The following is a 25,599-nucleotide window of genomic DNA, read 5'->3' as shown; positions in this document are numbered from 1 at the left end:
GCATCTTAAAAGGACCTAAGGCTCAAACTATGGCAAACACTCTTTTCATTCTTTTGAGCCTTCTATTACTGAGCCAATACGCGCACAGTGAATCCGAAGCTCCTAAGCCAACAATCATTTCAGGGCATGCGCTTTCTCTCTATGGTTCTGCAAAATACGATGAAGGCTTTACACATTTTGACTGGGTAAACCCTAACGCACCAAAAGGCGGAACTTTACGTCTAATGGGCTTCGGCACTTTTGACTCACTCAACCCCTACACACTTAAAGGTACAAGCCCGTTCAATACGCCAGGTTTGTTTATGTATGAGTTTTCTGAGCTGAATGAACCGCTCATGGCAGGAACAGGCAGCTACGCCTCTTCTGCCGATGAAGTTCAAACCGCTTACGGATTAATCGCGCAAACCATTCGCTACCCCGACAACTATGCTTGGGTCGAATATGACATTCGAAACGAAGCGCGTTTTCATGATGGGCACCCTATCGATGCTGAAGACGTGGTTTATTCTTTCTACACACTCATTGAGAAAGGCCACCCACGCTACCAACAAAGCTTATTAGATGTAGAAAGCGTGGCTGCGATCGACACCGACACCGTACGTTTCACTTTAAAAAGCGGCGCAGCCAAACAAGCAATTTTCAGAACAGGCGAGCTCCCTGTTTTGCCAAAGCACTTTTGGGAAAGCAAAGATTTTGAGACCTCATCAGAAGTTACTCCCCTGCTGAGCGGCCCTTATAAAATAGGAAAGGTCGATATCGGATCAAGCATTACCTTAGAACGCGTACCAGACTTTTGGGGTAAGGACTTAAACGTTTACCAAGGCCGGTTTAACTTCGATCAAGTGCGCTTTGATTTTTACCGTGATCAATCCATCGCATTCGAAGCGTTTAAGTCAGACGAGTTTGATATCTTCTATGACTACACCGCAAAAAACTGGGCACAGGGGTATGACTTCCCTGCTCTCAATAGCGGCAAAGTCATCAAAGAAGCCATCCCGCACTCGATTCCATCAGGAACACAAGGCTTCTTTTTTAACACGCGTCGTGATTTATTCTCTGATAGACGCGTGCGCCAAGCGCTTTCACACCTGTTTGATTTCGAATGGACCAACGCAGCCCTTTTCCATAATGCCTACACGCGCAATCTGAGCTACTTCCCGAACTCACGATATGCAAGTTCAGGACTTCCCTCTGAAGCAGAACTTGCCTTACTTGAGCCATTTAAAACCCAACTTCCAGCGAGCGTGTTTAATAAGGAATTTGGCTTCGAGCAAAGCAAAGGCGACGGCAATATACGCAAGAAGATGCGTGCAGCAATGAATCTACTGAAAGAAGCAGGCTGGAAATTAGATGGTAAGCAACTGATTCATACCGAAACAGATAAGCCCTTCGAATTTGAATTCATTTATCGTCAAGCAGGACTAAAACGTATCATTCTGCCCTTCATTAAGAACCTCGAGCGTGTTGGCATTAAAGCTAACCCACGCCTAGTGGAAAGCGCGCAGTACAAAGCCAGACTCGATAATTTCGATTTCGACATGATGACCTTTGTGCTTAGCCAAGGTAATGCACCAAGCTACGAACAACGCGACTACTACCATAGCGATCTGGTCGATGTAGAAGGCAGCTTTAACTACGCAGGCATTAATAACCCAGCAATCGACGCGCTAATCGCTCAACTTCTCCAGGTAACTTCCGAACGAGAAGTTATTACCATCATGCATGCTCTAGATCGCGTATTGCTCAATGAGCATTACATCGTGCCTAACTGGCATATTGGAGTACACCGCGTTGCATATTGGGACCGATTTGAGCGTTTAACCGAACCACTCCCCTACAAATTAGGCGTTGAAAATTGGTGGGCAAAATAAGGGGTAGAACATTGTCTACCCCCCCCTTTATTTTACTCGTAGTCTGAAGCATAAGTATCTTCATAAGAGTGTGAATAGAACTCGAACAAGTTACCGAAGGGATCTTCCAAGTAAACCATCTGCGCTTGTTTTAGCTCGTCTTTAGGGTGGTAACGCATAATATCCATACGCACTTTTCCACCGTATTCTTCTACGCGTTTAATCGCTGTATCAAACTGCTCTTTTGGCAGCTGAAGGCAGAAGTGAAAAATGCCAAGACGAGAGAAATCTACGTTATGACGCTCCTCGCGATCAACCATCTCAAACAACTCAACACCAATACCATCATTTGTAACAAGATGAGCAATATTGAAGCCTTTAAATCCTTCCCCAAATACCGCAATACACATACGACCAATCGCAGACTCTCGCTCTTCGATGACCTTCGTATTGTTCATAACCACTCTAAGACCTAGCGCTTTGGTGTAAAACTCAACCGCTTGATCCATGTCGCCAACCATAATCCCAACATGATTCATTTTCATCACTGAATCCTAACTCTCTCTGACCCGTTTAATGTAGTTGATAAGAGAATGATAGAAAGAATGAATGATTGATTAGATAAAATTATCAATCATTATCAGATTAATAATATAAATTTATTTACTTAAATATGCTGAATCCGACCTGGCTAAAAACCTTTATAACGCTCGTTGATACGGGGCACTTTACACAAACCGCAGAAAAACTGTTTATGACACAACCCGGCGTAAGCCAGCACGTCAATAAACTAGAAGAAGCTTGCGGTCATGATTTAATCAAACGAAACAACAAGTCATTCGCAATAACGGAACAGGGTCGATTAGTCTATCGCTTCGCGAAACAACGCATGAGCGATGAAAGGTCTCTCTTTGAGTAATTGAACTTTGATGACCCCGACTCAGGCAAATGCTCCCTGGCTTGTTCAGGTTCACTGGCTTTGCTTCTATATCCACAGCTCTTAACGCTTCAACAGCAACAGCCGAATATTCATCTAAATCTCACAGCGGCTCCAAACCACCTAATATTGAGCGACATTAAGAACGAGCATGTCGATCAGGGAATCGTGACAGACATCCCTAACGAAAGTTTTTTTGAATTCGAAAAGCTAGGCCAAGAGGAGCTGTGCTTGGTACTCCCCAAAAAAACAAACATCAAGCAAAGCTGGAAGCAACTGCTCTTAGACTCCGGACTAATATCTCACCCAGATGCAGAACATTATTTGTCGCTGTATTTTCGAAAATGTGAAGAGCCAGAACTAAAGCAATTGGACATCGCTAAAATCCCCGTCGTCGGATCAATCAACCAAATCAGCCAAATCCTAGAACCCTTAACTCGCGGTATTGGCTTCACAGTGCTGCCTAAAAGCGCCATCGACAGTTTTCATAGCCCAGAATTACTGCAAGTTTTAAAGCCGAAACAAGCCGTGAAGGAAAACCTATATTTGATTAGAAAGAAAAATAGAGAGTTACCTAAAAGATGTGATGCGCTGAATGCAATCATAAAGAATATGTGGGGTTAGCGTTTAGGTTTTGAGGTTTTCTGATCGCACTCTATGCAATTTGTTGAGCCAACATCAGTCACTAAAATTTTTCTAATATAGCACTGGGCTAATTCTTCTTTTCCTGTCGGTGGCGACCGACAGCGCCTTGAGACCTTTGTTTCGCCAAAGGTCTTAAGATGGCACATGCCAGCCTCTCTTGCTTCGCAATTCACCTTCATCTAAAGGCGACCCGGATCGCTTACGCGCTCGACGGGATTGTCCCTTCGTTCGACTTTTGAGAATGAGGTAATACGCAGTGTTTACTATCAAGTCACTTCCGCGCAGGCAGCACAAAAGCGCTTTAGTGCGTTGAACGACCAACGGTCGACCCGAAGGGTAAGCGAAGCACATCATCTATTGTTTAAAGTGCAATGCACGGAGTTAGACAGAAGCGGACGTTGAGTACACTCTTAATAAAATAAATCTAGCGACTTTCTTTTCAAAACAAAGATCTGATCTTCGAGCGATTCTTACGTCTGTTCTTAACCCATAATGGTGTAAGAAAAACACCAACTAGCACAGACATAACAACCGTCGGTTTCATCCACTTATTTATCCGATCAGCATCAGAGACGGTTTGCTCGTATGTATAAATAACTCGATCATTTTGCTCTAGCTCCCATGCTTCGTTCCCCCGAACTCTAACAATGATGGGCGCCCCAACAACGATGGCGTTTTTCCCTGTACTGACACCAAATTTCAACAAATCAGTTCCTGTAGAAACGTATATGTATTTAGCCCCCATCCCCTTCGAAGATCCTGATGGTTGCCAGTGGTACTCTGTGACAGTTCCTTTCACAACCTTGAGTTCGTCGTAGCTAGGGTATGGTTGAAACAAAAATAACCCAGGAATACCTAGCAAAAGACATAAGGGCCCGAACCCTAACCATTCTTCTTTAATTTTCATTTAACTCGCTTATTAAAATATGACTACTCTAATTAAAGCCTAGTTTGATATTAACAAGATGCTTTTATTACCCATCAAGATTACAACGGCGCTTATACGCAAAGTCGACCTCAACCTATAAGCGATTGTTAGTAAAGATCAAAGTCCGGCATCTCCCTCTTGACGCAGGCATCGAGAATGAATAAACGCCAAGGTCTGCTCTTGTCTATTTGCGAATGGAAAACCAATGTCCGCTTTTCATTCTTAGTACTTATTAGCGCCGCCATTTGCGGAATTTTGTCAGCCAGCTTGCTGGCGAGGCAAAATGGCTTTGCTATAGCCATTAGTGGGCGCCGCCATCATGCCCCCCCAAATTATCTGGGTAGTCATCGCGATTTTTTGACCACTTACTTTTATCAAAGATAATACTTATGAAAGTGGCTGATACCACTAAACCTAATCCGATGTATGAAGCATATGGAAAAGGGTTTCCCATTTTATAACCACACCAAGCCAAAATAAGAAAACCAACTAACCCAAGCAAAAATGAAATCACCTGATAAATAGGATAACAGGATTTTTTTGACGATTTCTTCGTCTTTTTATCTCTATGTTTACGTACCCTTTTTCCCATTTAGAGTAATTCCTTTACCTATAACGCCGCTATTTGCGGCAGATAATGCGAAGCTTTAGCTGTCCAGCCCCACGCCTCGTGGGGCGATGCAAGATAGCCTTGTTATGTTTCTTATTTATGTTAATGTGTATATATACTTTATGTAATACACACTGGTGATTTATGAGAACGAATATTGTAATTGATGATGATTTAATGGCAAATGCCTTAAAAGTAAGTGGCTTAAACACAAAAAAGGACGCAGTTGAAGAAGGCTTGAAGTTGCTTATTAAATTAAACCAGCAGCAAGCTGTGCGGAGTTTAAGAGGAAAAATACACTGGGAAGGTGATTTAGACGAAATGCGAGGCGATAAGTGATTATTGCTGATACAAGCGTTTGGATTGACTACTTTAATGGTGTAACAAGCCCTTTTACTGATGAGCTAGATAAACAGCTTATGGAAGGAAACGTTGCTCTGGGCGATTTGATTTTGCTGGAAATATTACAAGGCATAAAGAGTGATAAGGACTACAGCAAGACAAAGAAACTGCTAAGCAAATTAGACCAGTATGAGATGCTAGGCAATAGGATGGTTGTTGAGTGTGCAGACTATTACCGTTTGCTGAGAAAGAAAGGTATTACGGTCAGAAAGACAGCGGACGTAATCATTGCGACCTTTTGCATAGATAATAAATTGCCGCTGCTATTTACGGATAAAGACTTCAAACCTTTTGTAGAACATTGCGGATTAATATCTGCTATTTCAAAAACATAACAGCTTATTATACGGAATTCCGTATAAACCGCAGACGACAACGCGTCTTCACGATCACCAAAACTCCATTTTTGTTCAATGGATTCAATCACTTAAAGAGCATCCTATCATTAGAAACCAAGATTCTCTTTGCGCAAAAAGAAGACTTGGGTTTACACGGGTCCGTATAAACCCAGAAGCAATTTTTTAAGTAATTGTTTTATAAAACAATATCAGAAGGAAGCGGCAAAAAGACAGACTTATCTCACGGGTTTCATAGGAAGCGATTACCCCAAATCTTCGTGATTCCATTACAACTGTTTATTTATATAGTTTTTTAGCTAATTATCTGAGGACCTTACTGTTAGGTCACAGCAACTATTTTAAGGCTTTCGCATCACTAAATGTCAGCCCCCCTATATGAAGCGGGCATTCGTCATGAAAGGGATTTGATGTCGGCTTTTGTCTAAAATCACCCTCTACTGCTACTCCATCGAAGACGCTCTAAACATATCGATATGTGGTATGCCATCTTCATCGTACTCATCCGACACATTTTCATATCCCAATGAGCGATAGAATTTATTCAGATAAAGTTGGGCTCCGATTCGGTTTCCTTGACCCGGGTATAAACGCTCACTTTCTGCGATAGAGCGTTGCATGAGCTTGACGCCACAACCATCTTTTCTATGACTTTGCGCGACCACAACACGGCCAACCGAAGGCTCTTTATATTTCAAACTTGGAGGAACAAGGCGTGTACATGCCACGACGTCACCGCCCTGCTCTTTTGCAAAAACATGCACCGAGGATTGGTCAAGATCATCAATATCAGGGTAAATACAATCTTGCTCGATTATGAATACGTCTTGTCTAAGTCTTAGAATGCCCAAAAGCTCTTCAACACTTAATTCGGCAAACTGTTTTACATACCACTGTAACATTGTATTGATACCTTTTGACAATAGAACAGGAAAAGAAAAAGTTTATAAGCATTAGGTTATGGAATAATATCTGCTTACGAAACAATTAAAACAAATAGCGCCAATATTTTAACGATAATCATAAGCGGCGTAGAATTTAATCAGTATGTAACGTGGCTCTGGTTAATTAAAATCAAATCCGTGTGCATCAGTATCTCGACAAGAACAATATGAATTTAAAGTCGTTCCTTAAAAAGCAACTGGTTTCTCAAGAACTGGATGAAAAGCTAGATCGCATTGAAAAGCCTGTTGGCTCCTTGGGCTATGATCCATGGGGGTTTAACACCGATATGAACAAAATCGTATTCTCATTGTTTAGCAACATTTACGACAAATATTTTCGTGTTGAAACAAGTGGTCTTGAACACATACCTAATGATGGCCCTGTTTTAATTATCGCCAACCATAGCGGACAGCTCCCTATCGATGGCACCTTAATTGGTTATGCCGTTGCGAATCGCGATCATGCACCGCGCTATCCTCGTGCAATGATTGAGCGCTTCTTTCCCACTGTGCCCTATATTGGAAACATGCTTAATCAATTGGGCGCAGTACTGGGTGACCCTACAAACTGCGCAAAAATGCTCGAAAATGGCGAAGCCGTTATTGTGTTCCCAGAGGGTATTCGTGGCTCAGGAAAGATGTACAAAGACCGATACCAACTGCAGCGTTTTGGCAATGGTTTTGTGCGTCTAGCGATGGAACATAACACGCCGATCGTACCAGTGGGTGTCGTGGGGTGTGAAGAAACAATCCCTGCCATCGCAAATATAAAGCCATTAGCAAAACTTCTGGGTGTGCCATATGTACCGGTTGCCCTGCCCTTTATCTTTCCTGCAAAGGTTCACCTTAATTTTGGTAAGCCAATTTATTTTGAAAACGAAGAGCTCACCGAAGATCAGGTGATCCGACGCGTTGAAAAAGTGAAAAAATCTATCGGGCAGCTCATCGCGAAAGGCCTAGAACAGAGAAAAAGTATTTTTTAAATGAGTAAAACAACAACTAAATCTCAAGCGAGTAAGCGCAACAAACCGATTGTTCTTGTTACCGGTGCAGCGGGGGCTTTGGCTCAACAGGTGATTCAACGATTGCGAAAATCCTGTCAGATCATCGCCGTCGACTTTAGAAAAGAAACCTTTCATAGCGATAATATTCCTAGCTATAAGCTGGACTATAACAAGCGCGTCTTTGAAGATTTATTTAAAACCTACAAGTTCGACTACGTCATCCACCTTGGCCGTATCCAAAGTAGCGAACTCACTATGCAGCGTCGCTATAACGCCAACGTACTGGGCACACAAAAACTCATGGATTTGAGTCATAAATACGGTGTTCGACATGTGCTTATTTTATCGACGTTTCATGTTTATGGTGCTGACGCATACAACCCAGCACTAATCGATGAGTCTGCACCACTCAAAGCAGCAGAGTTAACGCAGGATTTGGTAGATTCAGTCGAGCTTGAAAACCTCGCCAATATTTACCTTTGGAAATATCCTGATTTAAACATCACGATTCTCCGTCCTTGTAATATCGTCGGGCCTGGCGTCAATAACTCTATTAGTCGACTGCTTTCTAGTAAACGTCCGCCTAGCTTACTCGGTTTCTCTCCTGTCATGCAGTTTATTCACATTGAAGATATGGCCGATGCGATTGAGCTTGCGCACAAAAAACACAAGCGAGGCGTCTATAACGTAGCACCGAGAGATTGGGTGGCATTTCAGGATGCACTTGCTTTGTCGGGCTGCCAATCTATCCCTGTACCGTCAATCCCGCCAATGCTGCCACGATTAATTTCGCGCGTACTGAATTTAAAGTCGTTTCCGTCTTATTTGATTAACTACTTCCGTTATCCTGTGGTCATCGATGGAAGCGCGTTTGAAAAGGAATTTGGCTTTACGCCAAAACGACCTTTGAGAGAGATATTCAGAACGTATAAAGATATGAAAGAGAACTAAGTATATTTGATGAGGAGTAACACGGATTACTCCTCATCTGTATATTAGATTTTAAAGTTCACGCCAGCATATACCGTAACTGGGTCATCTTCTGGCTCAAGCGTGGTATTTGTGCCCAAGCCAATAATATCAATCGACTGCCAAGCGCGCGTTCCAAGGTCCACACCAAATACCAATTCAGTGTCTTGATTAAAGTTGTACTCTCCCCCAACACCTGCATCAATGCCGAAGAAGTAAAGCGTATCATCATCAAAATTAATAAACGGCGTATCATCGATTTCTACACTACCGTAAGAGAAACCAAGACGTACAAATGGTTTTATCTCACCTTCACCAAAAGACTTCGCTAGAGAGAAACCAAGTCCTGTAGTGACATTATCAAAGGCTTCAAAGTCTTCAACAAAAAAACTTCCCTGATAGCGCCAGCCCGAAGATTTTTTAGTACCTAGCTTAAGTCGAATACCGACAATATCACCGTCTTCGGTTTGGTCATAAATAGACCCTGAGCGAGAAGGCTCATACGACAAATCAGAACTACCCACATAAATGTCCGAGCCAATATAGGTCCATGAGTTATCAACCGCTGTCGCACTTGTGTTAGTAGACTCTTCAGCAAGGCTAATGCTAGAAGCACACATTAGCGCGCAAATCGGCAAGCAATGCTTTATTTTTAGATTCATATTCTTACACCGTTAATAACACACCAAAAACAAAAAAAGCCCCTTAACAGGAGCTTTTTCAATGCAATACTACAGAACGCTTTACTCTTTTCCGTAAACGTTATTCTCTTGTTCTTGCACACGAATAAAAGTTGTACGCTTCGAAAGCTCTTTCAAGCTATCTGCGCCAACATAGGTACATGTTGAACGAACACCACCAAGAATATCTTGAACTGTGTTATCGACCGGCCCTTTAAATGGCATTTCAACAGTTTTACCTTCTGACGCACGGTAGTTTGCAACGCCGCCAGAGTGCTTGTTCATTGCAGTTGATGATGACATACCGTAGAACAGCTTATACATCTTGCCATCGCGCTCGACTAGCTCACCACCAGACTCTTCGTGACCCGCAAGCATACCGCCAAGCATGACGAAATCAGAACCTGCACCAAATGCTTTTGATACATCGCCCGCACAAGTACAACCACCGTCAGAGATCACGTGACCACCAAGGCCATGCGCCGCATCAGCACATTCAATTGCTGCAGACAACTGCGGGTAACCCACACCAGTTTTCACACGTGTTGTACAAACAGAACCAGGACCGATACCGACTTTAACAACATCCGCACCAGATAGAATTAACTCTTCTGCCATCTCACCCGTTACAACGTTACCCGCAATGATAATCATACTTGGGAAATCAGCTCGCGCACGGCGCAAGAAATCAACAAAGTGCTGGGAGTAACCGTTCGCAACGTCAATACAAATGAAACGTAGCTTAGGGTTCGCTAAAACAATGGCCTTTACTTTATCGAAGTCAGCATCAGACGTACCTGAAGACACCATGATGTGATCGTAGATTGAATCTTCTTGCTTACCAAGCCACTCAGTCCACTCTTCAACGGTGTAATGCTTGTGCATTGCCGTTAACATTTTATAGCTGGCTAATCTTTCAGCCATTTCGAATGTGCCAACGGTGTCCATATTCGCAGCGATAACTGGAACGCCTGTCCATGTCTGACCGCTGTTTTTAAACTTGTACGTTCGTTCAAGACTTACTTGTGAACGGCTTTTTAAGGTTGAACGTTTTGGGCGAAATAAAACGTCTTTAAAACCAAGTTTGATGTCATTCTCAATACGCATTATGAAACTAGACTCACTATTAAATACTGGATTTCCACGGCTAAGGGTAGCAGTGCTCGCGGATTATAGAGAGGTAAATCACAAATTGGGAGAGTAATTTACCTATTTTACACTGCTTAAAATTTAGTCAATTTGACCGTAAACGCAAGAACTCTATATATATCAACCACTTGGTCAACTTTAAACAACAATCCATGGTCTAATCAAGAAGAAAATAGATGCTGCAAGTGCTGCAGAACATGGCACAGTCACAATCCAAGCCGTCACAATTTTCTTAATTGCTGAACGTTTTACGAGCTGCTCTTTGTAAACACTCTTCAAACGCTTACGGTCTTTTTTGTTGATACCAAGCTTTTCCTTCTTCGCTTTTGCTTCTTTAATCAAATCTTCCATTTCTTTTAGATCTGCATTCTGGAAGTCTTCCAAAAACTTCTCTAAACGCTGGCGTTCTTTTCCTTCATGCTGCTCAGCAATCTTGTGCAATTTCACAGCAGAGTTGAAGCGCAAGTACTCACGCAAGAAACCAACACCAAATACACCACCTACCGCAATGTGCGTTGAACTCACCGGCAAACCTAGTTGCGATGCAATAATTACAGTGATCGATGCAGCGAGAGCTACACAGAACGCACGCGACTTATCGATGTCAGTAATTTCAGTGCCAACCGTACGAATTAGTTTAGGGCCAAACAAAAGCAAGCCTAGAGCAATACCAATAGCGCCCACAATCATGACCCAAAGAGGAATAGCTGCCTTGGCAGAAACACCGTGGTTTTGAATCGCATCAGCAATCGCAGCGAGCGGACCAACCGCATTCGCTACATCATTTGCACCATGTGCGAAGCTCAATAGTGCTGCAGCAAAGATAAGAGGAATCGTAAATAAGTTGTTCACTCCATCGCGGTTATTCTTATTTTTCTTAGACGCTTTATCGACTGCTTTACGACTTAAGAAATACACAAAAATAGCGATGACTGCGCCCAAAATTGAAGCGTCAACAAATGACATTGGGAAGATTTTTTTCAAGCCTTTTAACGTAAGGTACGTTGAGAACGACCACGCCATAATCGCAAGCAAGACAGGCACGTAACTTTTAGCGGCCTGTAACATGTTCTCGCTGTGCATAATATTTCGCTTGATATAAAGCTGGAAGCCCGCTGCAATCAAACCGCCAAGAACAGGTGAAATAACCCAACTCGCTGCAATTGCACTCATTTGTCCCCAGTTCGCAATAGCAAAACCTCCTGCTGCGATACCTGCACCAAGCACACCACCTACGATCGAGTGGGTTGTAGAAACAGGCGCGCCAACGAAGGTTGCAAGATTAAGCCACAAGGCACCAGCAAATAATGCTGCAAGCATCAAGGCGATAAAGGTCGTGCTATCGTTGATAGCGGAAGGGTCGATAATCCCTTTCTTAATGGTACTAACTACGTCACCACCTGCGATCAATGCGCCTGCGGCTTCAAAGATGGCGGCAATCGCGATCGCGCCAATCAAGGTCAATGCCTTTGAACCTACTGCCGGACCCACATTATTGGCTACGTCATTTGCACCAATATTCATGGCCATATAACCGCCAATAGCTGCAGAAATTGCAAGCGTAAATCCACCCGGGATACCTTGCATTTGCATTAATACGTAACCTAAAACAGAAACTAAGAACACAAAGCTTACGCCCATCTTCAAAATTTCGTTGTTGGCGTAACCTAAAGCTGTATCGGTCTCAGATAGTTTTTTAGAACTCATTTGAGCACTTCCTTAACAATTAACTCGTCGATTTGGCGTCGCTACTGTCATCTTGCTGTAACAATCCGGTTGCGCATACTAACCACATGTATAAAAGATGCAAATTAACTTTCATCACTCAAATAAACTTGCCATGACAATTCTCCAGCACATAGGCTAGTACGGTTTTTACTAGGAAAGGTAAAGTTAGATAACAATGAGTAAAATTTATTTGATCAGACACGGCCAAGCATCGCTTGGCAAAGAAAACTATGACGAACTTTCTAGTAAAGGTGAGCAACAAGCTAAAATTTTGAATCGCTATTTTCGGGAGCTTTCTATCAGCCCTGACCTGGTGATCACTGGCGATATGAAGCGCCATCAACAAACAGCTCAGTTTGCGCTTGAATCAATAAACGGCCAGGCAAATACTGTGATAGACACCGATTGGAACGAGTTTGACTTTGAAACCTTGATTCGCGCCTACCTTTCACAATTAGGTCCAGATGCGTCAAAACCTCGCACCCCGAGTGAATTTTTTAGCGCTCTACGCGCGGCCCTCTTAGCGTGGTCTAAGAACCAAATTCAAACACAACTACCCGAAACATGGAATGCATTTGAGAGCCGCGTAGAACAGGCTTTGTATTCACTGAACACACAAGATCATAAAAACATTTTCGTTTTCAGTTCTGGCGGAGCGATTTCAATGGCGATCAAACACATTATGCGTCTGAATGCGGAGACAATGATTGATCTTAATTTACAGAGCAGGAACACCGGCGTTACAGAGCTATTTATTAAGGGCGATAAAAGATACGTTTCTAGCTTTAATCATGTGTCGCACTTGAGCAGCCCCGAACATTTAGATCTTATTACACATGCATAAGTGTGCCTTTAGCGCACACTCAACTGCTAACGCTCCCGAAGGCCTTTATACTGATATCGCAACAAGGGGGACATAAAAAACTCGATCAGTAGATGGAGCATATCGGCTGCGACTTGATAAAACCGCGCCAGCATCACTAAACAAACTAAACCCGAGTCGACCGACTGAGCGGTACTCGTCCACGAAGAATGACTCACACAAGATCCTTTTGTTGAGAGTAATTTATGATTTGGCATTCCTTGCCAATTAGATTTCTAGAGACCTAAAGTCTCAGCGCGAAACTATATCGGCTAGCACTTAGGTGAAGCAATCTAATTATTTTTATAGCCATTAATACAGCCTGTAAATTCGCGATTGAAATTTTTTATAAGGCTTTACTTTCTCACCATGACACATCGATATATTCGCGTATAATGCGCGCAAATTTCATACTCACGACCTATAGGTTTATCAATGTCGATCAAGAATGCATTTTATGCTCAATCTGGCGGTGTTACTGCCGTTATCAACGCTTCTGCTTGTGGCGTTATTGAAACTGCCCGCCAACATAGCGATAAAATTGGCAAAGTATATGCGGGACGCAATGGTATCATTGGCGCATTGCGTGAAGAATTGATCGATACAAGCATTGAATCTGTAGAAGATATTGCTGCACTCAAGCACACACCAAGTGGCGCATTTGGGTCTTGCCGTTACAAGCTAAAAAACTTTGAAGAAAACAAGCGTGAATATGAGCGTTTGATCGAAGTATTCCAAGCACACAACATTGGCTACTTCTTCTACAACGGCGGTGGCGATAGCCAAGATACTGCATACAAAGTAAGCCAACTAAGTGAAAAAATGGGTTACCCAATTACTTGTATTGGTGTACCTAAAACAGTGGATAACGACCTACCATTTACAGACTGTTGCCCAGGCTTTGGCTCTGTTGCGAAATACGTTGCGATTTCTACAAAAGAAGCTGCAATGGATATTAAATCTATGTGTGAGTCATCTACTAAAGTATTTATTTTAGAAGTAATGGGTCGCCACGCGGGTTGGATCGCAGCTGCTGGCGGGTTGGCTGGTCAGAACAGCGATGAAGCGCCACACATCATTTTATTCCCAGAAGTTCCATTCGACAGAGAAACTTTCTTGGCTCGCGTTGATGAAGCCGTTAAGAAGCATGGTTACTGCGTGATCGTAGCATCAGAAGGTGCGCAATATGAAGATGGCCGCTTTGTTGCCGATGCGGGCCAGAAAGATGCATTTGGTCACACTCAATTGGGTGGTGTTGCACCAACCCTAGCAAACATGGTGAAACAAGCATTAGGCTACAAGTACCACTGGGCTGTAGCAGATTACCTTCAACGTGCAGCACGCCACATCGCTAGCCGAACTGACGTTGAGCAAGCATATGCGATGGGTAAAGCAGCAGTTGAGTTTGCGGTTAGCGGCAAAAATGCAGTCATGCCAATTATCGTTCGCGAGAACTCTGCTCCATACAAATGGAGCATTGGCGAAGCACCATTAAGCCAAGTTGCTAACCAAGAAAAGAAAATGCCTATTCACTATATTACCGATGACGGCTATGGCATTACGGCGGAATGTCGAGAGTACCTATCGCCTCTTATTCAAGGTGAAGATTACCCACCTTACGACGATGCCGGTATGCCACGTTATGTAAACCTCGTGAACAAGATCATCGAGAAAAAACTTCGTACAGATTTTGAAATCTAAAACGAAAAAGGAACAGACGAAACTTCTGTTCCAGCTTCTTTAAAACAGGCGATAGGCTTAGTCGCTCATCGCCTGTTTTTCTTTCTGACGCGCAAGCCCTAAAGCCGGTCTTACTCCGAGGCGCCCAATATAGGCTTTAAGGTTTTCTTGCTCGATGCTTTGACCAAAACTCATTCCCCAAAACAAGCAATGCCCCAATAGTATGTCGGCGGCAGAGAATGAATCGCCCAAAATATAATCTTGCTGCCCTAAGCCCTTGCTCAGCAAATCCAAAGCTACCTGAAACTCATAGACCGACGTCGCTTCCATCTCGCGCACACGATAGTCTTTCGGCAAAGCAAACTTGTGCTTTCCTATGGTCCATAGAGGTTGCTCTAGTTCTGCAATTGCAAATACGCTCCATTGGTCATACTGAGCACGACGAAAAGCGCTGTATGTTGGAATCAGTTCTGCCTCGGGCTTCAATGTGCAGAGATAATTCATGATCGCTAAGGATTCAGTGATAATGCCTCCATCAACACGAATGGCAGGCACCTTGCCCCCTGCATTGAGCTCTAGAAATGACGTCTGTCTGGCTTCACCTTTCATGAGATCGACAAGTTGGAAGCTGTAATCCAAGCCCAACTCTTCGAGCAACCAAGTCACACGCAAAGTGCGGGTGTTTGGGTAACCATATACCGTTAACGACATTCATCACTCCTTAGTTTTTATTTTTCCAGCATCAAGACTAATCCCAGTCGCGAAAACAATGCAAGCATTACCAAACCCAAATACGCAGTAGCGCCCGTAAGGTCTATAATGCTTCATCGCAAAAGTGGAACTTTACTATGTCATTTAAACATCTTAGTTGTGCTCAGCTCGCATCTTGGCTGAGTGATTCAGAAAACACGGTCACCGTAATCGATATTCGAGACCAAATGTCTTTTGAGCAAGGCCATATAAACGGTGCTGCTCACATCGACAATTCAAATGTGGAACACTTTATTGCAAACACAGACCTTAACAAACCATTGGTAGTTTGTTGTTATCACGGCAACTCAAGCCAAGGCGCTGCAGACTACTTTAATGCACAAGGATTTAAAGAAACCTTTAGCCTAGATGGCGGTTTCGAAGAATGGCGTCAGATTGCAGCCACTCTCACGACGGATTAAGCACCTTTATTGATAAAAGGAAACACAATGCGCTCAGCTCTCATTTCAGGCCAAGCTCAAAACAATATTATTTTAGTACTCGAAGATAACTACAAAGATTGGCTTAGTGATCAACATAACAATGATCAATTGTGGTTAGAAAGTATTAAGTTTGAAGGAAAAGGACATTCGACTTTACCGTCTGAGAATAATTCCTTAAAGATCATTTGCTGTATACCAAGTCTAGATAACTTCTTTCTAGCTGGAGATCTCGCGAAACAATTGCCGCTGCATACTTATCAAATTGATCTAAGTGCACTGACACATTACGGCAATGTCGATCAAGAAACCTTAGCACTTACGCATTTTCGCTTTGCTGTTAGCTGGGGACTAGGCGCCTATGAGTTCTCTCAGTATAAAAAAACAACTAAAGAAAAAGCTTTGCTTGCCATCGATGATGAGAGCCTGTTGTCAGAAGCCAATAATATGGTCGAGTCTATCGTACTTACGCGCGATCTAATCAATACTCCCGCCTCAGATATGATGCCCGAAGATCTAGCGCAAACCATGCAAGCTCTCGCAAGTGCTTACGAAGGCAGCTTCAGTGAAATTATCGGCCAAGAACTTTTAGATCAAAACTACCCACTTATTCACGCTGTTGGCCGAGCTTCTGTGCATGAGCCTCGCCTACTCGAACTCGTTTGGGGCGACGAAGACGCGCCAGCTATTACACTAGTTGGTAAAGGTATCTGTTTTGATAGTGGCGGTCTGAATATTAAAACTGGCAACTTCATGCGTCAGATGAAAAAGGATATGGGCGGCGCTGCACACGTGCTTGGCTTGGCCAAGCTCATCATGGCACAAAACCTTCCAATTCGATTACGTGTTCTCGTTGCTGCGGCTGAAAACGCTATATCTGGTAATGCATTTAGACCCGGCGATATTATTGAATCTAGAAAAGGCCTTACGGTCGAAATAGACAATACCGACGCTGAAGGTCGTTTAGTTCTTTGCGATGCATTGGATGATGCATGTAGCGAAAGCCCCGAGCTGATTATTGACTTTGCCACATTGACCGGCGCATGCCGCGTAGCACTGGGCACAGAACTCCCTGGCTTCTTCTGTAACGATGAAGAAGTGGCTGCAGGACTCAACGAAAGCGCTCTAGATTGCTTAGATCCTATTTGGCGCCTACCGTTGCACCAAGCCTACAACGACATGCTTAAAAGCCATTTTGCCGATACCCTGAATTCAGCAGAAACCGGATTCGGTGGCGCTATCACAGCTGCACTATACCTCGAAAAATTCATTAGCAATGAAACCCCTTGGGTGCATTTCGACGTCATGGCTTGGAACCTCAGAGGCCTCCCAAGCCGTCCAGTTGGAGGTGAAGCATTGGGCTTACGAGCGGTATATGAATATCTAAAACAACGTTTCGCGTAACTCGAAGAACTTCATCAAAGAGGAAGCAGCATGGCTATAAAAAAACTAAAAAACGAAGCTGAACTTTTAAAAGAAGCTATTCGCATTGGGGTGATGTATTGCGAGAAGCGTGGCGTTGTAAAGTTTGAAGCGAATGATAAGCAAGACGATAAAATTGAATATATCTACAAGCTTTTGGTTCACGACAAACAAATTCAACCGCTGGCAAAGCAAGATATGGATACGCCACGAATGAAGCATAAGCTCGTTCTGTGGCTGCATAAACAATTACCCGAAAATCATCCTCTGAAGTAAATCTACTAATGCAAGATACGACTCCCAAGCTTTATTACGTTTATGACCCCATGTGCGCGTGGTGCTGGGGTTATCGGCCGACTTATCTCGCATTAACTGAATCGCTCAAAGAACGAGGTATCACACTCACAAAGCTACTGGGTGGTCTTGCCCCAGACAGTGATATACCGATGCCCTTAGACATGCGCGAAGCCATCGAAAGCTACTGGTACAAAATTTCTGATCTGCTAGGTACCGAATTCAATCACGCGTTTTGGCAACAAAATACGCCACATCGCTCTACCTATCCAGCCTGCCGAGCAGGCTTAATTGCACGGGATCAAGGCAAAGAAGAACAGATGAACCTTAAGATCCAAGAAGCATATTATTTGAATGCAATGAATCCTTCAGACACGAGTGTTTTGTGTCAGTTAGCTGAAGACATCGGTTTTGAGAAAGAACAGTTCGAGACTGATCTGCATAGCGATATAACCAGAAAACGCCTGCATGATGAAATACGATTCGCCCGCAGTATTGGAGGGAATAGTTTTCCGTCTTGGATTTTGGTGAAAGATCAGCAAGCCATGCAGCTGCCTCTTGATTATCAAGATCACCGCGCTGCTCTGACAATCATTGAGGATGCATTTGCGTCATGACATCTGCACCCGAACAAACTATTAGCAACAAGAAAGAACAATTCATCGAACTCGCAAAAATGACGTGGCCCATGTTGATTGGGATTGTCTCGCTAATGAGCTTCCAACTTGTGGATTCGGTTTTCATTGCGCGGCTAGGCGTTGAGCCTCTGGCAGTGGTTGGCTTCACCATCCCTATTTACCAACTTTTTATTGGTATTCAGGTCGGTATTGGCATTGCGACAACGGCGCTTATCTCGCAACTCATTGGTGCCAGAGAAGACTGTAAGGCCCGCGATTTAGCCGGATTAATCGTAATCGTTGGCTCCGCTTGCTTTGCATTTTTAGCCGTACTAACTTGGCTGTTTAGATACCCGATTATTCGAGCATTGGGCGCGACTAAAGAGCTAATGCCGTTTATTGATGCATTCTGGGCAGTATGGCTAGTGGGCGCTTTTGCCGGCGGATTTTTGTATTTCGGATACAGCATTGTCCGAGCTAACGGCAATACGCTCATTCCAGGATTAGGCATGGCTGGCACTAGCCTGCTCAACATTGCCTTAGACCCGATATTCATCTTCACCTTTGATCTAGGTTTAGCCGGCGCCGCATGGGCCACATTATGCTCTTTTAGTATCGGCTGCCTTTTTGTTTATCCATTTATTTTGAAAAAGAATTGGCTGCATTTCAGTGATGCATTTGAAAACGCTATTGAAAAGATCAAACAAATTTTAGCGGTTGCCCTACCTGCTATGACTAGCCAATTACTTCCAGCTCTCTCTTCAATGCTAGCCACGATGCTTGTTGCCCAACATGGGACGGAAAGCGTTGCTGCTTGGGGCCTCGGCATTCGTGTTGAGTTTTTCTCAATCATTTTAGTCTTGGCAATGACAATGTCTCTTCCCCCAATGATAGGAAAGAGCTATGGCGCGAAGAACTTTGATGACATTCAGATATTACTCAAGCTTGCTGTGAAGACAATCATCGCATGGCAACTCTTACTTGCGTTGATCCTTGTATTATTTGACTCCAGCATCAGCCATGCTCTTGCGGGCAATGAGGACATTGCTTCATTACTGGCGCTGTATATCGTCATCATTCCGTTTAGCTATGCATTTCTTGGCATTTGTATGGTCTTAGTGTCTGCCGCAAATGCTATTAGCCGCGCAATGGATGGCTTAAAAATTTCCTTCGCCCGACTATTTATTTGTTATCTTCCATGTTTGTTCATTGGCTCTGTGTTCGGCGATTTAATGGGCTTAATGATAGGCGCTGCCGTAGGCAATGTGCTGGCAGGCATAATCTCGATATGGATGTTTAAATCATCCTTCAGAAAAGCCAAAACTAGACGCTTACTTCCACCATAGTTTCTGCGGGTATTGAGTTATCGAACGCAGCTGACTTTTTAGCAGGCAAAAAAATACCCCTCAGTAGAGGGGTATTTTAATTCCACTTAGCTCTTAAGCCGTTTTTGCAAAACTTAAAGCCTGGCTATAGAAACGCTCCGGTAAGGTAATGACCGTCTCAAAGGCTCGGAAGTCATCGCCATCGTTACCACCTGTTAAACGAAGCTCGATTGACCCACCTTCGCTCTCTAGGAATTGGCGAACTGCATCCATTCCAACACCGCGGCCACTCAAGTTGCTCACCTCTTCTGCAGTAGAGAATCCTGAAGTGAATACCAAGTTCGCAATGTCTTGCGCGCTGAGTGCTGCATCTTGCTCAATAATTCCCTTGTCTACAGCTAATGAACGAATTTTCGCAATCGCGATACCTCGACCATCGTCTGAAACAATGAATTCGGCGTTCTGTTTATTCACTTGCGTATTAATCGAGATAAGACCGTTTTCGTTCTTACCCTTCTCTGCACGCTCTGTCGCACCTTCAATGCCGTGATCCATTGCATTACGCAACACATGCATAAAGATATTATTCATCATGCTGTGAACGCGGCCATCAATAAACAACTCTGCATCGTTTACACGAACTTCTGGTGCGGGCTTATCAAGCTGCTCAGCCATTGACGCGAGCGAACTTAAAGGCTCAGAGATCACCTCAGACAAGGTTTTAGATTCGATAGAAAGCAACATGCTATAGGCTTCTGAAACAACTTCTTGTACATCGTTGTCCATCGATTTTTCAGTAAGACGCTTAATGCTATCTAACCACGAAGCTACGCGTTCTGAGTCTAGATTTACACCTTGTGCTGCAACACCATCACGACCTAGCTTGTCATGATAAATCGTGTCGTACTCAGCAAGAATCTCCTGCGCTTCACGCAACTCTTCGAGTAATTCATTCTGCTTCCACTCACGCGAATCATCATTACGTAAAGCATCATAAGTAGATTCAACTTCATGCACTACGTCAGTCAAATAACTCAAACCATACGTACGCGCATTACCCTTAACGGTGTGCATATTTCTGAATAGCTCGGCAATAACATCCGCAGATTTTCCAGCGTTGTTCTTAATAGCCTGCTGACATGCCGCCATGAACTGCTTAGAACTACGGAGGAATTCAGCAAATTTCGCTGCATCGATCGCAAGCACTTCACCAATTAATTCCAACTCACGCTTCTGACCTTGCGCCGCTAGCTCTAGGGCACGGATTTCAGTTACGTCGCGCACAGTAATCATCAGACGCTCGATCACATCATCATTCACGATTGGATCCCAGTCCAACTCGAGAACTTTTTCACGACCATCATCGAAACCAATGGTCATCTCATTCACAAGACAATGTGAGTTGAACTCAAACATCATTTCGTCTTCACCAACAATCGCATCAACTGCTGTAATGTTCTGATCTCGCGCATCAGAGCCTAGTGTTGTATTCGCGAAAAGAAGATCATTTACATTTCGTCCAGCGATACGATCTGTTTCAAAAATCTGCTCCAGATACGCCGCATACTCTTTGTGCACCACACCACCTTCGGTCACTGTAAATAGGCCTTGGTGCATGTTTGCCATCATATTTGCGATGTCTTGGTTCTTTTGATGAAGCGCAGCCGTACGTTCCTCAACTTTCGCTTCAAGAGTACGATTATGCTCTTCGATCACTTCACGCATACGAATGTTTTTAATTGTTGTAACAAGTGACTGAGCAACAGAGGACACATACTCATAATCACTATCGGCAAAACTCACCTGCTTTACGTCTCCAGATAAATTGATCACACCAACTAGCATGTCTTTATCTATAAGCGGAACACATAAAAGTGCTTTAGGTGCTACTTCTTGCTCACCCTGAACATAAGACTTGTCTTTCTCAGTATTAGGAACAAAGATAATTTGCTTAGATTTTGCAGCCTTACCAATAATACCTTCACCAAGCTCAAAGCTTGTAGGCTCAACATCGGCTGAAATAGCTTTCGGTGGGAAATGCGCCTTAACGACTAGCTCTTGCTTTTCGTTAGTTAAATAAACCGAACCTGCACTCACGCCCATCTTTTCATGCATACTCTGAAGTACTTCTTCCAATGCAGTGTTTTGGCTCTGCGCACCGGCTAAGGTACCGCCGATTTTATTAAGTTTTGCGAGATCTGCCATCTTCTTCTGAATAGCAGACCGCATAGAGTTAAAGTTTTGCGCCGCGAGTAATACGAGAACAATTAAAAGAACAATGGATGATTTAAAGCCAAAATCTAAACTACCCAATACTTCACCTTGCAAGAAGCTGAACTGAACATCTGCACTCTTAAGCAGCTCATCCAGACCTTCAACGGATTGCGATACCGCAGCATCCGCTTCGCGAAGTTTTGCTCGAGCCAGTTCGATTTGCTCAAGCTCTGTCATCTTGTAATCGATAATTGAAGGCGTTTTATCGAAGTGAGCACTCAACTCTGCGTATGATTGTTCAACTGTATCAAGCAGGGTCACATCGCCGAATGTTTTAAAGACGTCTGCACCTTTGTCATACCAAAGTTTGGAATCTTGCAGTGCAAACTTAAAGTCATCCATGGTAGACAGAGCATTCAGGTCTGTCGTGCGCTGCACTTCTTCTACCGTCTTAAGGATTGAAAGAGCATTCGCATCTGCTTGGTTTGCGAATCCAGCAACGAGCTCCATATTCTCGGCATCTTTACCGTCTGCCATGAAGTACTGTAGATCGACTAATGAGCCACCTAGCGCATCAGCCATATCGAAAAGTGTCCCGGCCTCGTTATGCATTTGCTCATTAGCCAGCAAAGTAGCCGACTTTGCTTCGAACATTTCAGTTACTGCGAAACGATAAAAGTCATAATTACTCTTAATGCCGATAACAAGGGCTTTCATATCCGCATCATCTTTTGCAAGTTCTTCCAGGCTCTCATAAAGACCGCCAAAGTCTTTAACACCTTGATCAAACTTACGCTTATAAACGCGAATACTATCTGCATCTTCAGCGTTGAATGCTAAACCGCTTAATTTCGCGAGTTTTAGCAATTGAATCTGAACCTGATTACTTTCCTTTACGACCGGTACCGCGGTTTGGTTAACTCGCGACGTCGATTCGTTGATGTCATTTAAATTCCATAAAGATGAGAGTCCTGAGCTCAATATCAAGATAATAATGAACGCAAAACCAAATCCGACTTTCTGGTTAAAACTCAGCTGAAACATTTTAAATTTGCCTCTGTTTATTATTTTGGCCTTCAAAATTCACTCTAGATTAAAATTTGAGAAAGTCGAAATTTTGACCAATATTTTCATTATTTTTATAAAAATAACGTCGCGCCGTAGTAAAAAAGTGACGTAAGTCCTTGTTTTATCGTTAAAGCTTACAAAGAAGGTCAAAAAAAAGGCAGTTTGTATAGATAGTGCTAGGCTAATTTTATAACCGTAAAAAAATAAAAAACGCGCAAAATAAAAAACAATAGCTTCATTATCAGTTCAGCGAGTAACCATGACCACAATTCTAGTTTCTGCATTAGTAGTAAGCATTGCTCTTATTATTTTCTTAGCTGTAAAGAGTATCAAGACAAGCAAGCTGCTCTCAGCACAAGTAGCCGAGACCAGCGCACTACAAAACAGCATCAGCTCAATGATTGAGACCTCAGAACTCGATACCCTCAAACAAGAGTTCAAACTTGATCAAGCAAGTATGAATAGCAAGTATGCAGAGCTAGAGCACGAGTTAGCACATACCAAAGAACTTTCTCTAAACGAAAAGAACGAGCTCGCACAGAACTACGAAGCGCAGATTCAATCTCTTCGCCATGAACACGAACGCGAGCAATTCTTCCTCACAGAAAAATTAGAGCACGTAGAGAAAGACTTGGCAGAACTAACCAACCTTCTAGTGACGTTTGAACGCTGGCACGAAAGCCTGACACAGTTGATGGAACACAACGCCGAAATGCATCATCAAAACCAAGAGTTCTTCAACATTGTTAAGCAGATTGTGATTCTTGCCTTGAATGCCGCGATTGAAGCTGCGCGCGCTGGAGAGCATGGCAAAGGCTTTGCTGTCGTTGCTGACGAAGTACGAAGCCTTGCCATGCGCAGCCAAGAGCTCAGTGAGAGCTATAAAGAAAATCTTAACAAGAATGACTTTTTAACCACGACAACATTCCAAGACATTCAAGCTGGCGGAAAAATGATTCTGACAGATGTATCTGCAACGAATGAAATTGTGAAAGACCTCATTAGTCGCGTGCAAGTAGCATAACGAGAGGTATAGAAGATGAGTCAACTCGATTTCAACCGAGAAATTCAGCGATTATTCAAATCTGCGATGGATGAAACCTACTACTCAAGTGAAGGCATCGATGTAGTCAGCAGTGACACTAACCACTCAACGCACGAAGAATTCGAACAGTTTTATATGCTCACGATCTCTTCTCAGGAATTTCGTGTGCTCACGCTGATTCATCTCAATCACGACGATCAGAGCCGTGCTTACGTAGCGCAAAAGCTGAATGCTACAAGCGAAAGCCTAGGCGACGAACGCTTTTATGACTTTATTGGTGAGCTTGGCAACACCTTGTGTGGCTCAATCAAAAGAGGAATCAACGCATTTATTCCGAGCCTTGGCATGTCTACGCCGAATCGCTTAGAAGCTGGCAGCATGAAATACATGCTGTCTCAAAGACCAAGCTATGAAGCACACCAACATGTTGAGATAAATGGACAAACACTTTTTCAATGCAGCGTTTACGTATGCAACAAAGAAGAATTGAATTACGAGATTAAGCCAGTTTCTTTTGCAGAAGAAGAAATTGAAGACACCGAGTGCGGTGAACTAGAGCTATTTTAAATATAAGAAGAGGCAGTAATGACAAAAGAAACACAGATTGTCAGTAAAGTATTAGTACACGAATGCAATGATGACGCCCTAAGTGTATTGAAAGATGTATGCACAAAGCACAACCTTATTGGTTTAAAGGTTTGCACCGGCAACAACACAATTGGCCTGCGCGACGCCTCTAACGAAATTAGCGAAGTCATGGCATCAAACGTAGATTTAGGTGCTGTATTTTTATCAGAAGCCAAAGATTTAAATGGCGTTAGCGGCTTGAAGCTATGCACAAAGATCCATAGAGCACGCCCTGAACTTCCTATCTTTATGCGTCGTGAACATACCGATAGCATGGATGACCTTCCTCCATCAATTCAAGAAGCTCTAGCTGGCTGCTACCAAGTCGAAGAAGCTGACAAACTCAATGAACTTGTCGACAACTATATCTGCAGCATGTACTACCCTGCAGAGCTTGCTAGCGGTGTGATTGATCTATCTAAGGAAGCATTTGAAAGCATCATTCCGGGAGTAGAAGTACGTAACGATCTACCCTACTTGGTTAAAGATCAAATTATATACGGAGAGCTGTTTAGCCTAATTCCGCTAGAGAGCGACTGGTGCCGTGGCTATATGATGCTTCAAACAACAGAAAACGAAGTATTAGACCTAATTCGATCTGGCGCATCTCATATTGAAAAAACGCAACCAGATTCGCGCGATAGCAACGGCATTCTCAACGAAGCAACAAACCTGATCTGGGGAAGCATTCGCTCACGCTACTTCACAAATGAAGTCAGCAGCGAAGGCCTTCGCACACAAGTCCCTATCATGGTCAACCACCAACGCAAGCACATTTCATTCGGCTCAACAGAACCGCAGTTATGCTTCAAGTTTACTTTGCATGACCCGCAAATGCGCTTCCCGGACATTACTTTATACCAGCGCCTAATCTTCAACTTGAGCTGGTCTCCAGAGAAGTTCGCAGAGAGTGAAAAAGCGGTCGATGAATTCGTTGATAACGGCGAATTGGAGTTTTTTTAAACAATAACTTGCACTTACAGCGAAACAGCTATAATCAAAATTAAGCAGTACTAATAAAATTAAGAAAAAGAAAGGCTTGGCCTTTCAGCA

At 43.3% G+C, this 25,599-nt stretch carries 26 protein-coding genes and 1 pseudogene; 17 read left to right on the top strand and 10 right to left on the bottom strand.

Features of this window, described 5'->3' with window-relative positions:
- Positions 1-29: 29 nt before the first annotated feature.
- A complete protein-coding gene (locus A3739_RS24340) occupies positions 30-1,871 on the top strand; it encodes an extracellular solute-binding protein (protein ID WP_068481338.1) in 1,842 nt (613 codons plus the stop codon).
- Positions 1,872-1,903: 32 nt separating this feature from the next.
- Here the strand turns inward: A3739_RS24340 and A3739_RS24335 are convergent, their stop codons facing one another.
- The gene (locus A3739_RS24335; RefSeq protein WP_068481341.1) at positions 1,904-2,395 is read right to left on the bottom strand and encodes a VOC family protein; all 492 of its coding nucleotides are present in this window, start codon (positions 2,393-2,395) and stop codon (positions 1,904-1,906) included.
- 128 nt (positions 2,396-2,523) lie between these two features.
- On the opposite strand from A3739_RS24335, the gene A3739_RS31520 reads away from it, so the two are divergent.
- Together A3739_RS31520 and A3739_RS24330 are read left to right on the top strand one after the other, a co-directional pair.
- Positions 2,524-2,769 carry a LysR family transcriptional regulator gene (locus tag A3739_RS31520; RefSeq protein ID WP_068481344.1) on the top strand — a complete coding sequence of 82 codons (246 nt, stop codon included), beginning with the start codon at positions 2,524-2,526 and terminating at the stop codon, positions 2,767-2,769.
- Positions 2,770-3,411, top strand: a complete 642-nt coding sequence (locus A3739_RS24330; RefSeq protein ID WP_197472253.1) for a substrate-binding domain-containing protein — start codon at positions 2,770-2,772, stop codon at positions 3,409-3,411.
- 460 nt (positions 3,412-3,871) lie between these two features.
- Here A3739_RS24330 and A3739_RS24325 read toward each other — a convergent pair whose 3' ends face one another.
- Entirely contained in the window at positions 3,872-4,339 is a 468-nt protein-coding gene (locus A3739_RS24325; protein WP_068503121.1) for a hypothetical protein, read from the bottom strand.
- Between the two features lie 322 nt (positions 4,340-4,661).
- A complete protein-coding gene (locus tag A3739_RS24315; RefSeq protein ID WP_068474010.1) occupies positions 4,662-4,952 on the bottom strand; it encodes a hypothetical protein in 291 nt (96 codons plus the stop codon).
- Positions 4,953-5,114: 162 nt separating this feature from the next.
- Here A3739_RS24315 and A3739_RS24310 point away from each other — a divergent pair, with 162 nt between their 5' ends.
- Both A3739_RS24310 and A3739_RS24305 read left to right on the top strand, forming a co-directional pair.
- Positions 5,115-5,309 carry a type II toxin-antitoxin system VapB family antitoxin gene (locus A3739_RS24310; RefSeq protein ID WP_068474007.1) on the top strand — a complete coding sequence of 65 codons (195 nt, stop codon included), beginning with the start codon at positions 5,115-5,117 and terminating at the stop codon, positions 5,307-5,309.
- Positions 5,306-5,707, top strand: a complete 402-nt coding sequence (locus A3739_RS24305; RefSeq protein ID WP_068476046.1) for a PIN domain nuclease — start codon at positions 5,306-5,308, stop codon at positions 5,705-5,707. Before A3739_RS24310 ends, A3739_RS24305 begins: the two co-directional genes overlap by 4 nt.
- Positions 5,708-6,171: 464 nt before the next feature.
- Here the strand turns inward: A3739_RS24305 and A3739_RS24300 are convergent, their stop codons facing one another.
- Entirely contained in the window at positions 6,172-6,630 is a 459-nt protein-coding gene (locus tag A3739_RS24300; protein ID WP_068481259.1) for a GNAT family N-acetyltransferase, read from the bottom strand.
- Between the two features lie 209 nt (positions 6,631-6,839).
- Here A3739_RS24300 and A3739_RS24295 point away from each other — a divergent pair, with 209 nt between their 5' ends.
- Positions 6,840-7,655, top strand: a complete 816-nt coding sequence (locus tag A3739_RS24295) for a lysophospholipid acyltransferase family protein (RefSeq protein ID WP_068481256.1) — start codon at positions 6,840-6,842, stop codon at positions 7,653-7,655.
- Positions 7,656-8,627 carry an SDR family oxidoreductase gene (locus tag A3739_RS24290; protein ID WP_068481253.1) on the top strand — a complete coding sequence of 324 codons (972 nt, stop codon included), beginning with the start codon at positions 7,656-7,658 and terminating at the stop codon, positions 8,625-8,627. It begins immediately after the preceding gene.
- Between the two features lie 44 nt (positions 8,628-8,671).
- Here A3739_RS24290 and A3739_RS24285 read toward each other — a convergent pair whose 3' ends face one another.
- The 3 genes from A3739_RS24285 to A3739_RS24275 all read right to left on the bottom strand — a co-directional run bounded on the left by A3739_RS24285 (position 8,672) and on the right by A3739_RS24275 (position 12,181).
- Positions 8,672-9,307 (bottom strand): hypothetical protein, encoded by a 636-nt coding sequence (locus A3739_RS24285; protein ID WP_068481250.1) that lies wholly within the window; start codon positions 9,305-9,307, stop codon positions 8,672-8,674.
- 81 nt (positions 9,308-9,388) lie between these two features.
- On the bottom strand, positions 9,389-10,432 hold the full coding sequence (locus A3739_RS24280; protein WP_068481247.1) for a GMP reductase: 1,044 nt from the start codon (positions 10,430-10,432) through the stop codon (positions 9,389-9,391).
- A gap of 180 nt (positions 10,433-10,612) precedes the next feature.
- The gene (locus tag A3739_RS24275; protein ID WP_068481243.1) at positions 10,613-12,181 is read right to left on the bottom strand and encodes an inorganic phosphate transporter; all 1,569 of its coding nucleotides are present in this window, start codon (positions 12,179-12,181) and stop codon (positions 10,613-10,615) included.
- 196 nt (positions 12,182-12,377) lie between these two features.
- Here A3739_RS24275 and A3739_RS24270 point away from each other — a divergent pair, with 196 nt between their 5' ends.
- On the top strand, positions 12,378-13,046 hold the full coding sequence (locus A3739_RS24270) for a histidine phosphatase family protein (protein ID WP_068481240.1): 669 nt from the start codon (positions 12,378-12,380) through the stop codon (positions 13,044-13,046).
- 26 nt (positions 13,047-13,072) lie between these two features.
- Here the strand turns inward: A3739_RS24270 and A3739_RS28970 are convergent, their stop codons facing one another.
- Positions 13,073-13,243 (bottom strand): hypothetical protein, encoded by a 171-nt coding sequence (locus tag A3739_RS28970; RefSeq protein WP_156502807.1) that lies wholly within the window; start codon positions 13,241-13,243, stop codon positions 13,073-13,075.
- Positions 13,244-13,499: 256 nt separating this feature from the next.
- Here A3739_RS28970 and A3739_RS24265 point away from each other — a divergent pair, with 256 nt between their 5' ends.
- The gene (locus A3739_RS24265; RefSeq protein ID WP_068481238.1) at positions 13,500-14,765 is read left to right on the top strand and encodes a 6-phosphofructokinase; all 1,266 of its coding nucleotides are present in this window, start codon (positions 13,500-13,502) and stop codon (positions 14,763-14,765) included.
- A 57-nt stretch (positions 14,766-14,822) separates the two neighbouring features.
- Here the strand turns inward: A3739_RS24265 and A3739_RS24260 are convergent, their stop codons facing one another.
- Positions 14,823-15,455: a glutathione S-transferase family protein gene (locus tag A3739_RS24260; RefSeq protein WP_068477751.1), complete on the bottom strand. Its 633-nt coding sequence runs from the start codon at positions 15,453-15,455 to the stop codon at positions 14,823-14,825.
- Between the two features lie 137 nt (positions 15,456-15,592).
- On the opposite strand from A3739_RS24260, the gene glpE reads away from it, so the two are divergent.
- From glpE to A3739_RS24235, 5 genes are read left to right on the top strand one after another with little or no spacing between them, the layout of a single operon-like run.
- Positions 15,593-15,916, top strand: coding sequence for a thiosulfate sulfurtransferase GlpE (gene glpE, locus A3739_RS24255; protein ID WP_068477749.1), 324 nt, complete (start codon positions 15,593-15,595; stop codon positions 15,914-15,916).
- Positions 15,917-15,943: 27 nt separating this feature from the next.
- Positions 15,944-17,338 (top strand): M17 family metallopeptidase, encoded by a 1,395-nt coding sequence (locus A3739_RS24250; protein ID WP_068481235.1) that lies wholly within the window; start codon positions 15,944-15,946, stop codon positions 17,336-17,338.
- Positions 17,339-17,368: 30 nt separating this feature from the next.
- Complete coding sequence (locus A3739_RS24245) at positions 17,369-17,632, top strand: DUF5062 family protein (RefSeq protein WP_369819820.1); 264 nt, start codon at positions 17,369-17,371, stop codon at positions 17,630-17,632.
- Between the two features lie 8 nt (positions 17,633-17,640).
- Entirely contained in the window at positions 17,641-18,267 is a 627-nt protein-coding gene (locus tag A3739_RS24240; protein WP_068475891.1) for a DsbA family protein, read from the top strand.
- Positions 18,264-19,613, top strand: a complete 1,350-nt coding sequence (locus A3739_RS24235; protein ID WP_068481232.1) for an MATE family efflux transporter — start codon at positions 18,264-18,266, stop codon at positions 19,611-19,613. The genes A3739_RS24240 and A3739_RS24235 overlap by 4 nt, the downstream gene beginning before the upstream one ends.
- Positions 19,614-19,706: 93 nt before the next feature.
- Here the strand turns inward: A3739_RS24235 and A3739_RS24230 are convergent, their stop codons facing one another.
- On the bottom strand, positions 19,707-22,850 hold the full coding sequence (locus A3739_RS24230; RefSeq protein ID WP_068481229.1) for a GAF domain-containing protein: 3,144 nt from the start codon (positions 22,848-22,850) through the stop codon (positions 19,707-19,709).
- Between the two features lie 787 nt (positions 22,851-23,637).
- Here A3739_RS24230 and A3739_RS28965 point away from each other — a divergent pair.
- From A3739_RS28965 to A3739_RS24215, 3 genes and pseudogenes are all read left to right on the top strand, one after another.
- A pseudogene (locus A3739_RS28965) lies at positions 23,638-23,898 on the top strand (methyl-accepting chemotaxis protein); the annotation flags it as partial.
- Between the two features lie 15 nt (positions 23,899-23,913).
- A complete protein-coding gene (locus tag A3739_RS24220) occupies positions 23,914-24,486 on the top strand; it encodes a hypothetical protein (protein WP_068480413.1) in 573 nt (190 codons plus the stop codon).
- An 18-nt stretch (positions 24,487-24,504) separates the two neighbouring features.
- Positions 24,505-25,509, top strand: coding sequence for a chemotaxis protein CheX (locus A3739_RS24215; protein WP_068481223.1), 1,005 nt, complete (start codon positions 24,505-24,507; stop codon positions 25,507-25,509).
- The last annotated feature ends 90 nt before the right edge of the window (positions 25,510-25,599 follow it).

This window comes from Oleiphilus sp. HI0067 (genome assembly GCF_001635735.1).
The sequence above is the reverse complement of the archived record's forward strand: the minus strand, read 5'-3'. Positions and strand labels throughout refer to the sequence as shown.

What these genes read in the sequence shown, in the direction of transcription:
- A3739_RS24340 (WP_068481338.1), top strand. Translation starts at nt 30, where the DNA reads ATGGCAAACACTCTTTTCATTCTTTTGAGCCTTCTATTACTGAGCCAA.
- A3739_RS24335 (WP_068481341.1), bottom strand. Translation starts at nt 2,395, where the DNA reads ATGAAAATGAATCATGTTGGGATTATGGTTGGCGACATGGATCAAGCG.
- A3739_RS31520 (WP_068481344.1), top strand. Translation starts at nt 2,524, where the DNA reads ATGCTGAATCCGACCTGGCTAAAAACCTTTATAACGCTCGTTGATACG.
- A3739_RS24325 (WP_068503121.1), bottom strand. Translation starts at nt 4,339, where the DNA reads ATGAAAATTAAAGAAGAATGGTTAGGGTTCGGGCCCTTATGTCTTTTG.
- A3739_RS24315 (WP_068474010.1), bottom strand. Translation starts at nt 4,952, where the DNA reads ATGGGAAAAAGGGTACGTAAACATAGAGATAAAAAGACGAAGAAATCG.
- A3739_RS24310 (WP_068474007.1), top strand. Translation starts at nt 5,115, where the DNA reads ATGAGAACGAATATTGTAATTGATGATGATTTAATGGCAAATGCCTTA.
- A3739_RS24300 (WP_068481259.1), bottom strand. Translation starts at nt 6,630, where the DNA reads ATGTTACAGTGGTATGTAAAACAGTTTGCCGAATTAAGTGTTGAAGAG.
- A3739_RS24295 (WP_068481256.1), top strand. Translation starts at nt 6,840, where the DNA reads ATGAATTTAAAGTCGTTCCTTAAAAAGCAACTGGTTTCTCAAGAACTG.
- A3739_RS24290 (WP_068481253.1), top strand. Translation starts at nt 7,656, where the DNA reads ATGAGTAAAACAACAACTAAATCTCAAGCGAGTAAGCGCAACAAACCG.
- A3739_RS24285 (WP_068481250.1), bottom strand. Translation starts at nt 9,307, where the DNA reads ATGAATCTAAAAATAAAGCATTGCTTGCCGATTTGCGCGCTAATGTGT.
- A3739_RS24280 (WP_068481247.1), bottom strand. Translation starts at nt 10,432, where the DNA reads ATGCGTATTGAGAATGACATCAAACTTGGTTTTAAAGACGTTTTATTT.
- A3739_RS24275 (WP_068481243.1), bottom strand. Translation starts at nt 12,181, where the DNA reads ATGAGTTCTAAAAAACTATCTGAGACCGATACAGCTTTAGGTTACGCC.
- A3739_RS24270 (WP_068481240.1), top strand. Translation starts at nt 12,378, where the DNA reads ATGAGTAAAATTTATTTGATCAGACACGGCCAAGCATCGCTTGGCAAA.
- A3739_RS24265 (WP_068481238.1), top strand. Translation starts at nt 13,500, where the DNA reads ATGTCGATCAAGAATGCATTTTATGCTCAATCTGGCGGTGTTACTGCC.
- A3739_RS24260 (WP_068477751.1), bottom strand. Translation starts at nt 15,455, where the DNA reads ATGTCGTTAACGGTATATGGTTACCCAAACACCCGCACTTTGCGTGTG.
- glpE (WP_068477749.1), top strand. Translation starts at nt 15,593, where the DNA reads ATGTCATTTAAACATCTTAGTTGTGCTCAGCTCGCATCTTGGCTGAGT.
- A3739_RS24250 (WP_068481235.1), top strand. Translation starts at nt 15,944, where the DNA reads ATGCGCTCAGCTCTCATTTCAGGCCAAGCTCAAAACAATATTATTTTA.
- A3739_RS24245 (WP_369819820.1), top strand. Translation starts at nt 17,369, where the DNA reads ATGGCTATAAAAAAACTAAAAAACGAAGCTGAACTTTTAAAAGAAGCT.
- A3739_RS24240 (WP_068475891.1), top strand. Translation starts at nt 17,641, where the DNA reads ATGCAAGATACGACTCCCAAGCTTTATTACGTTTATGACCCCATGTGC.
- A3739_RS24235 (WP_068481232.1), top strand. Translation starts at nt 18,264, where the DNA reads ATGACATCTGCACCCGAACAAACTATTAGCAACAAGAAAGAACAATTC.
- A3739_RS24230 (WP_068481229.1), bottom strand. Translation starts at nt 22,850, where the DNA reads ATGTTTCAGCTGAGTTTTAACCAGAAAGTCGGATTTGGTTTTGCGTTC.
- A3739_RS24220 (WP_068480413.1), top strand. Translation starts at nt 23,914, where the DNA reads ATGAGTCAACTCGATTTCAACCGAGAAATTCAGCGATTATTCAAATCT.
- A3739_RS24215 (WP_068481223.1), top strand. Translation starts at nt 24,505, where the DNA reads ATGACAAAAGAAACACAGATTGTCAGTAAAGTATTAGTACACGAATGC.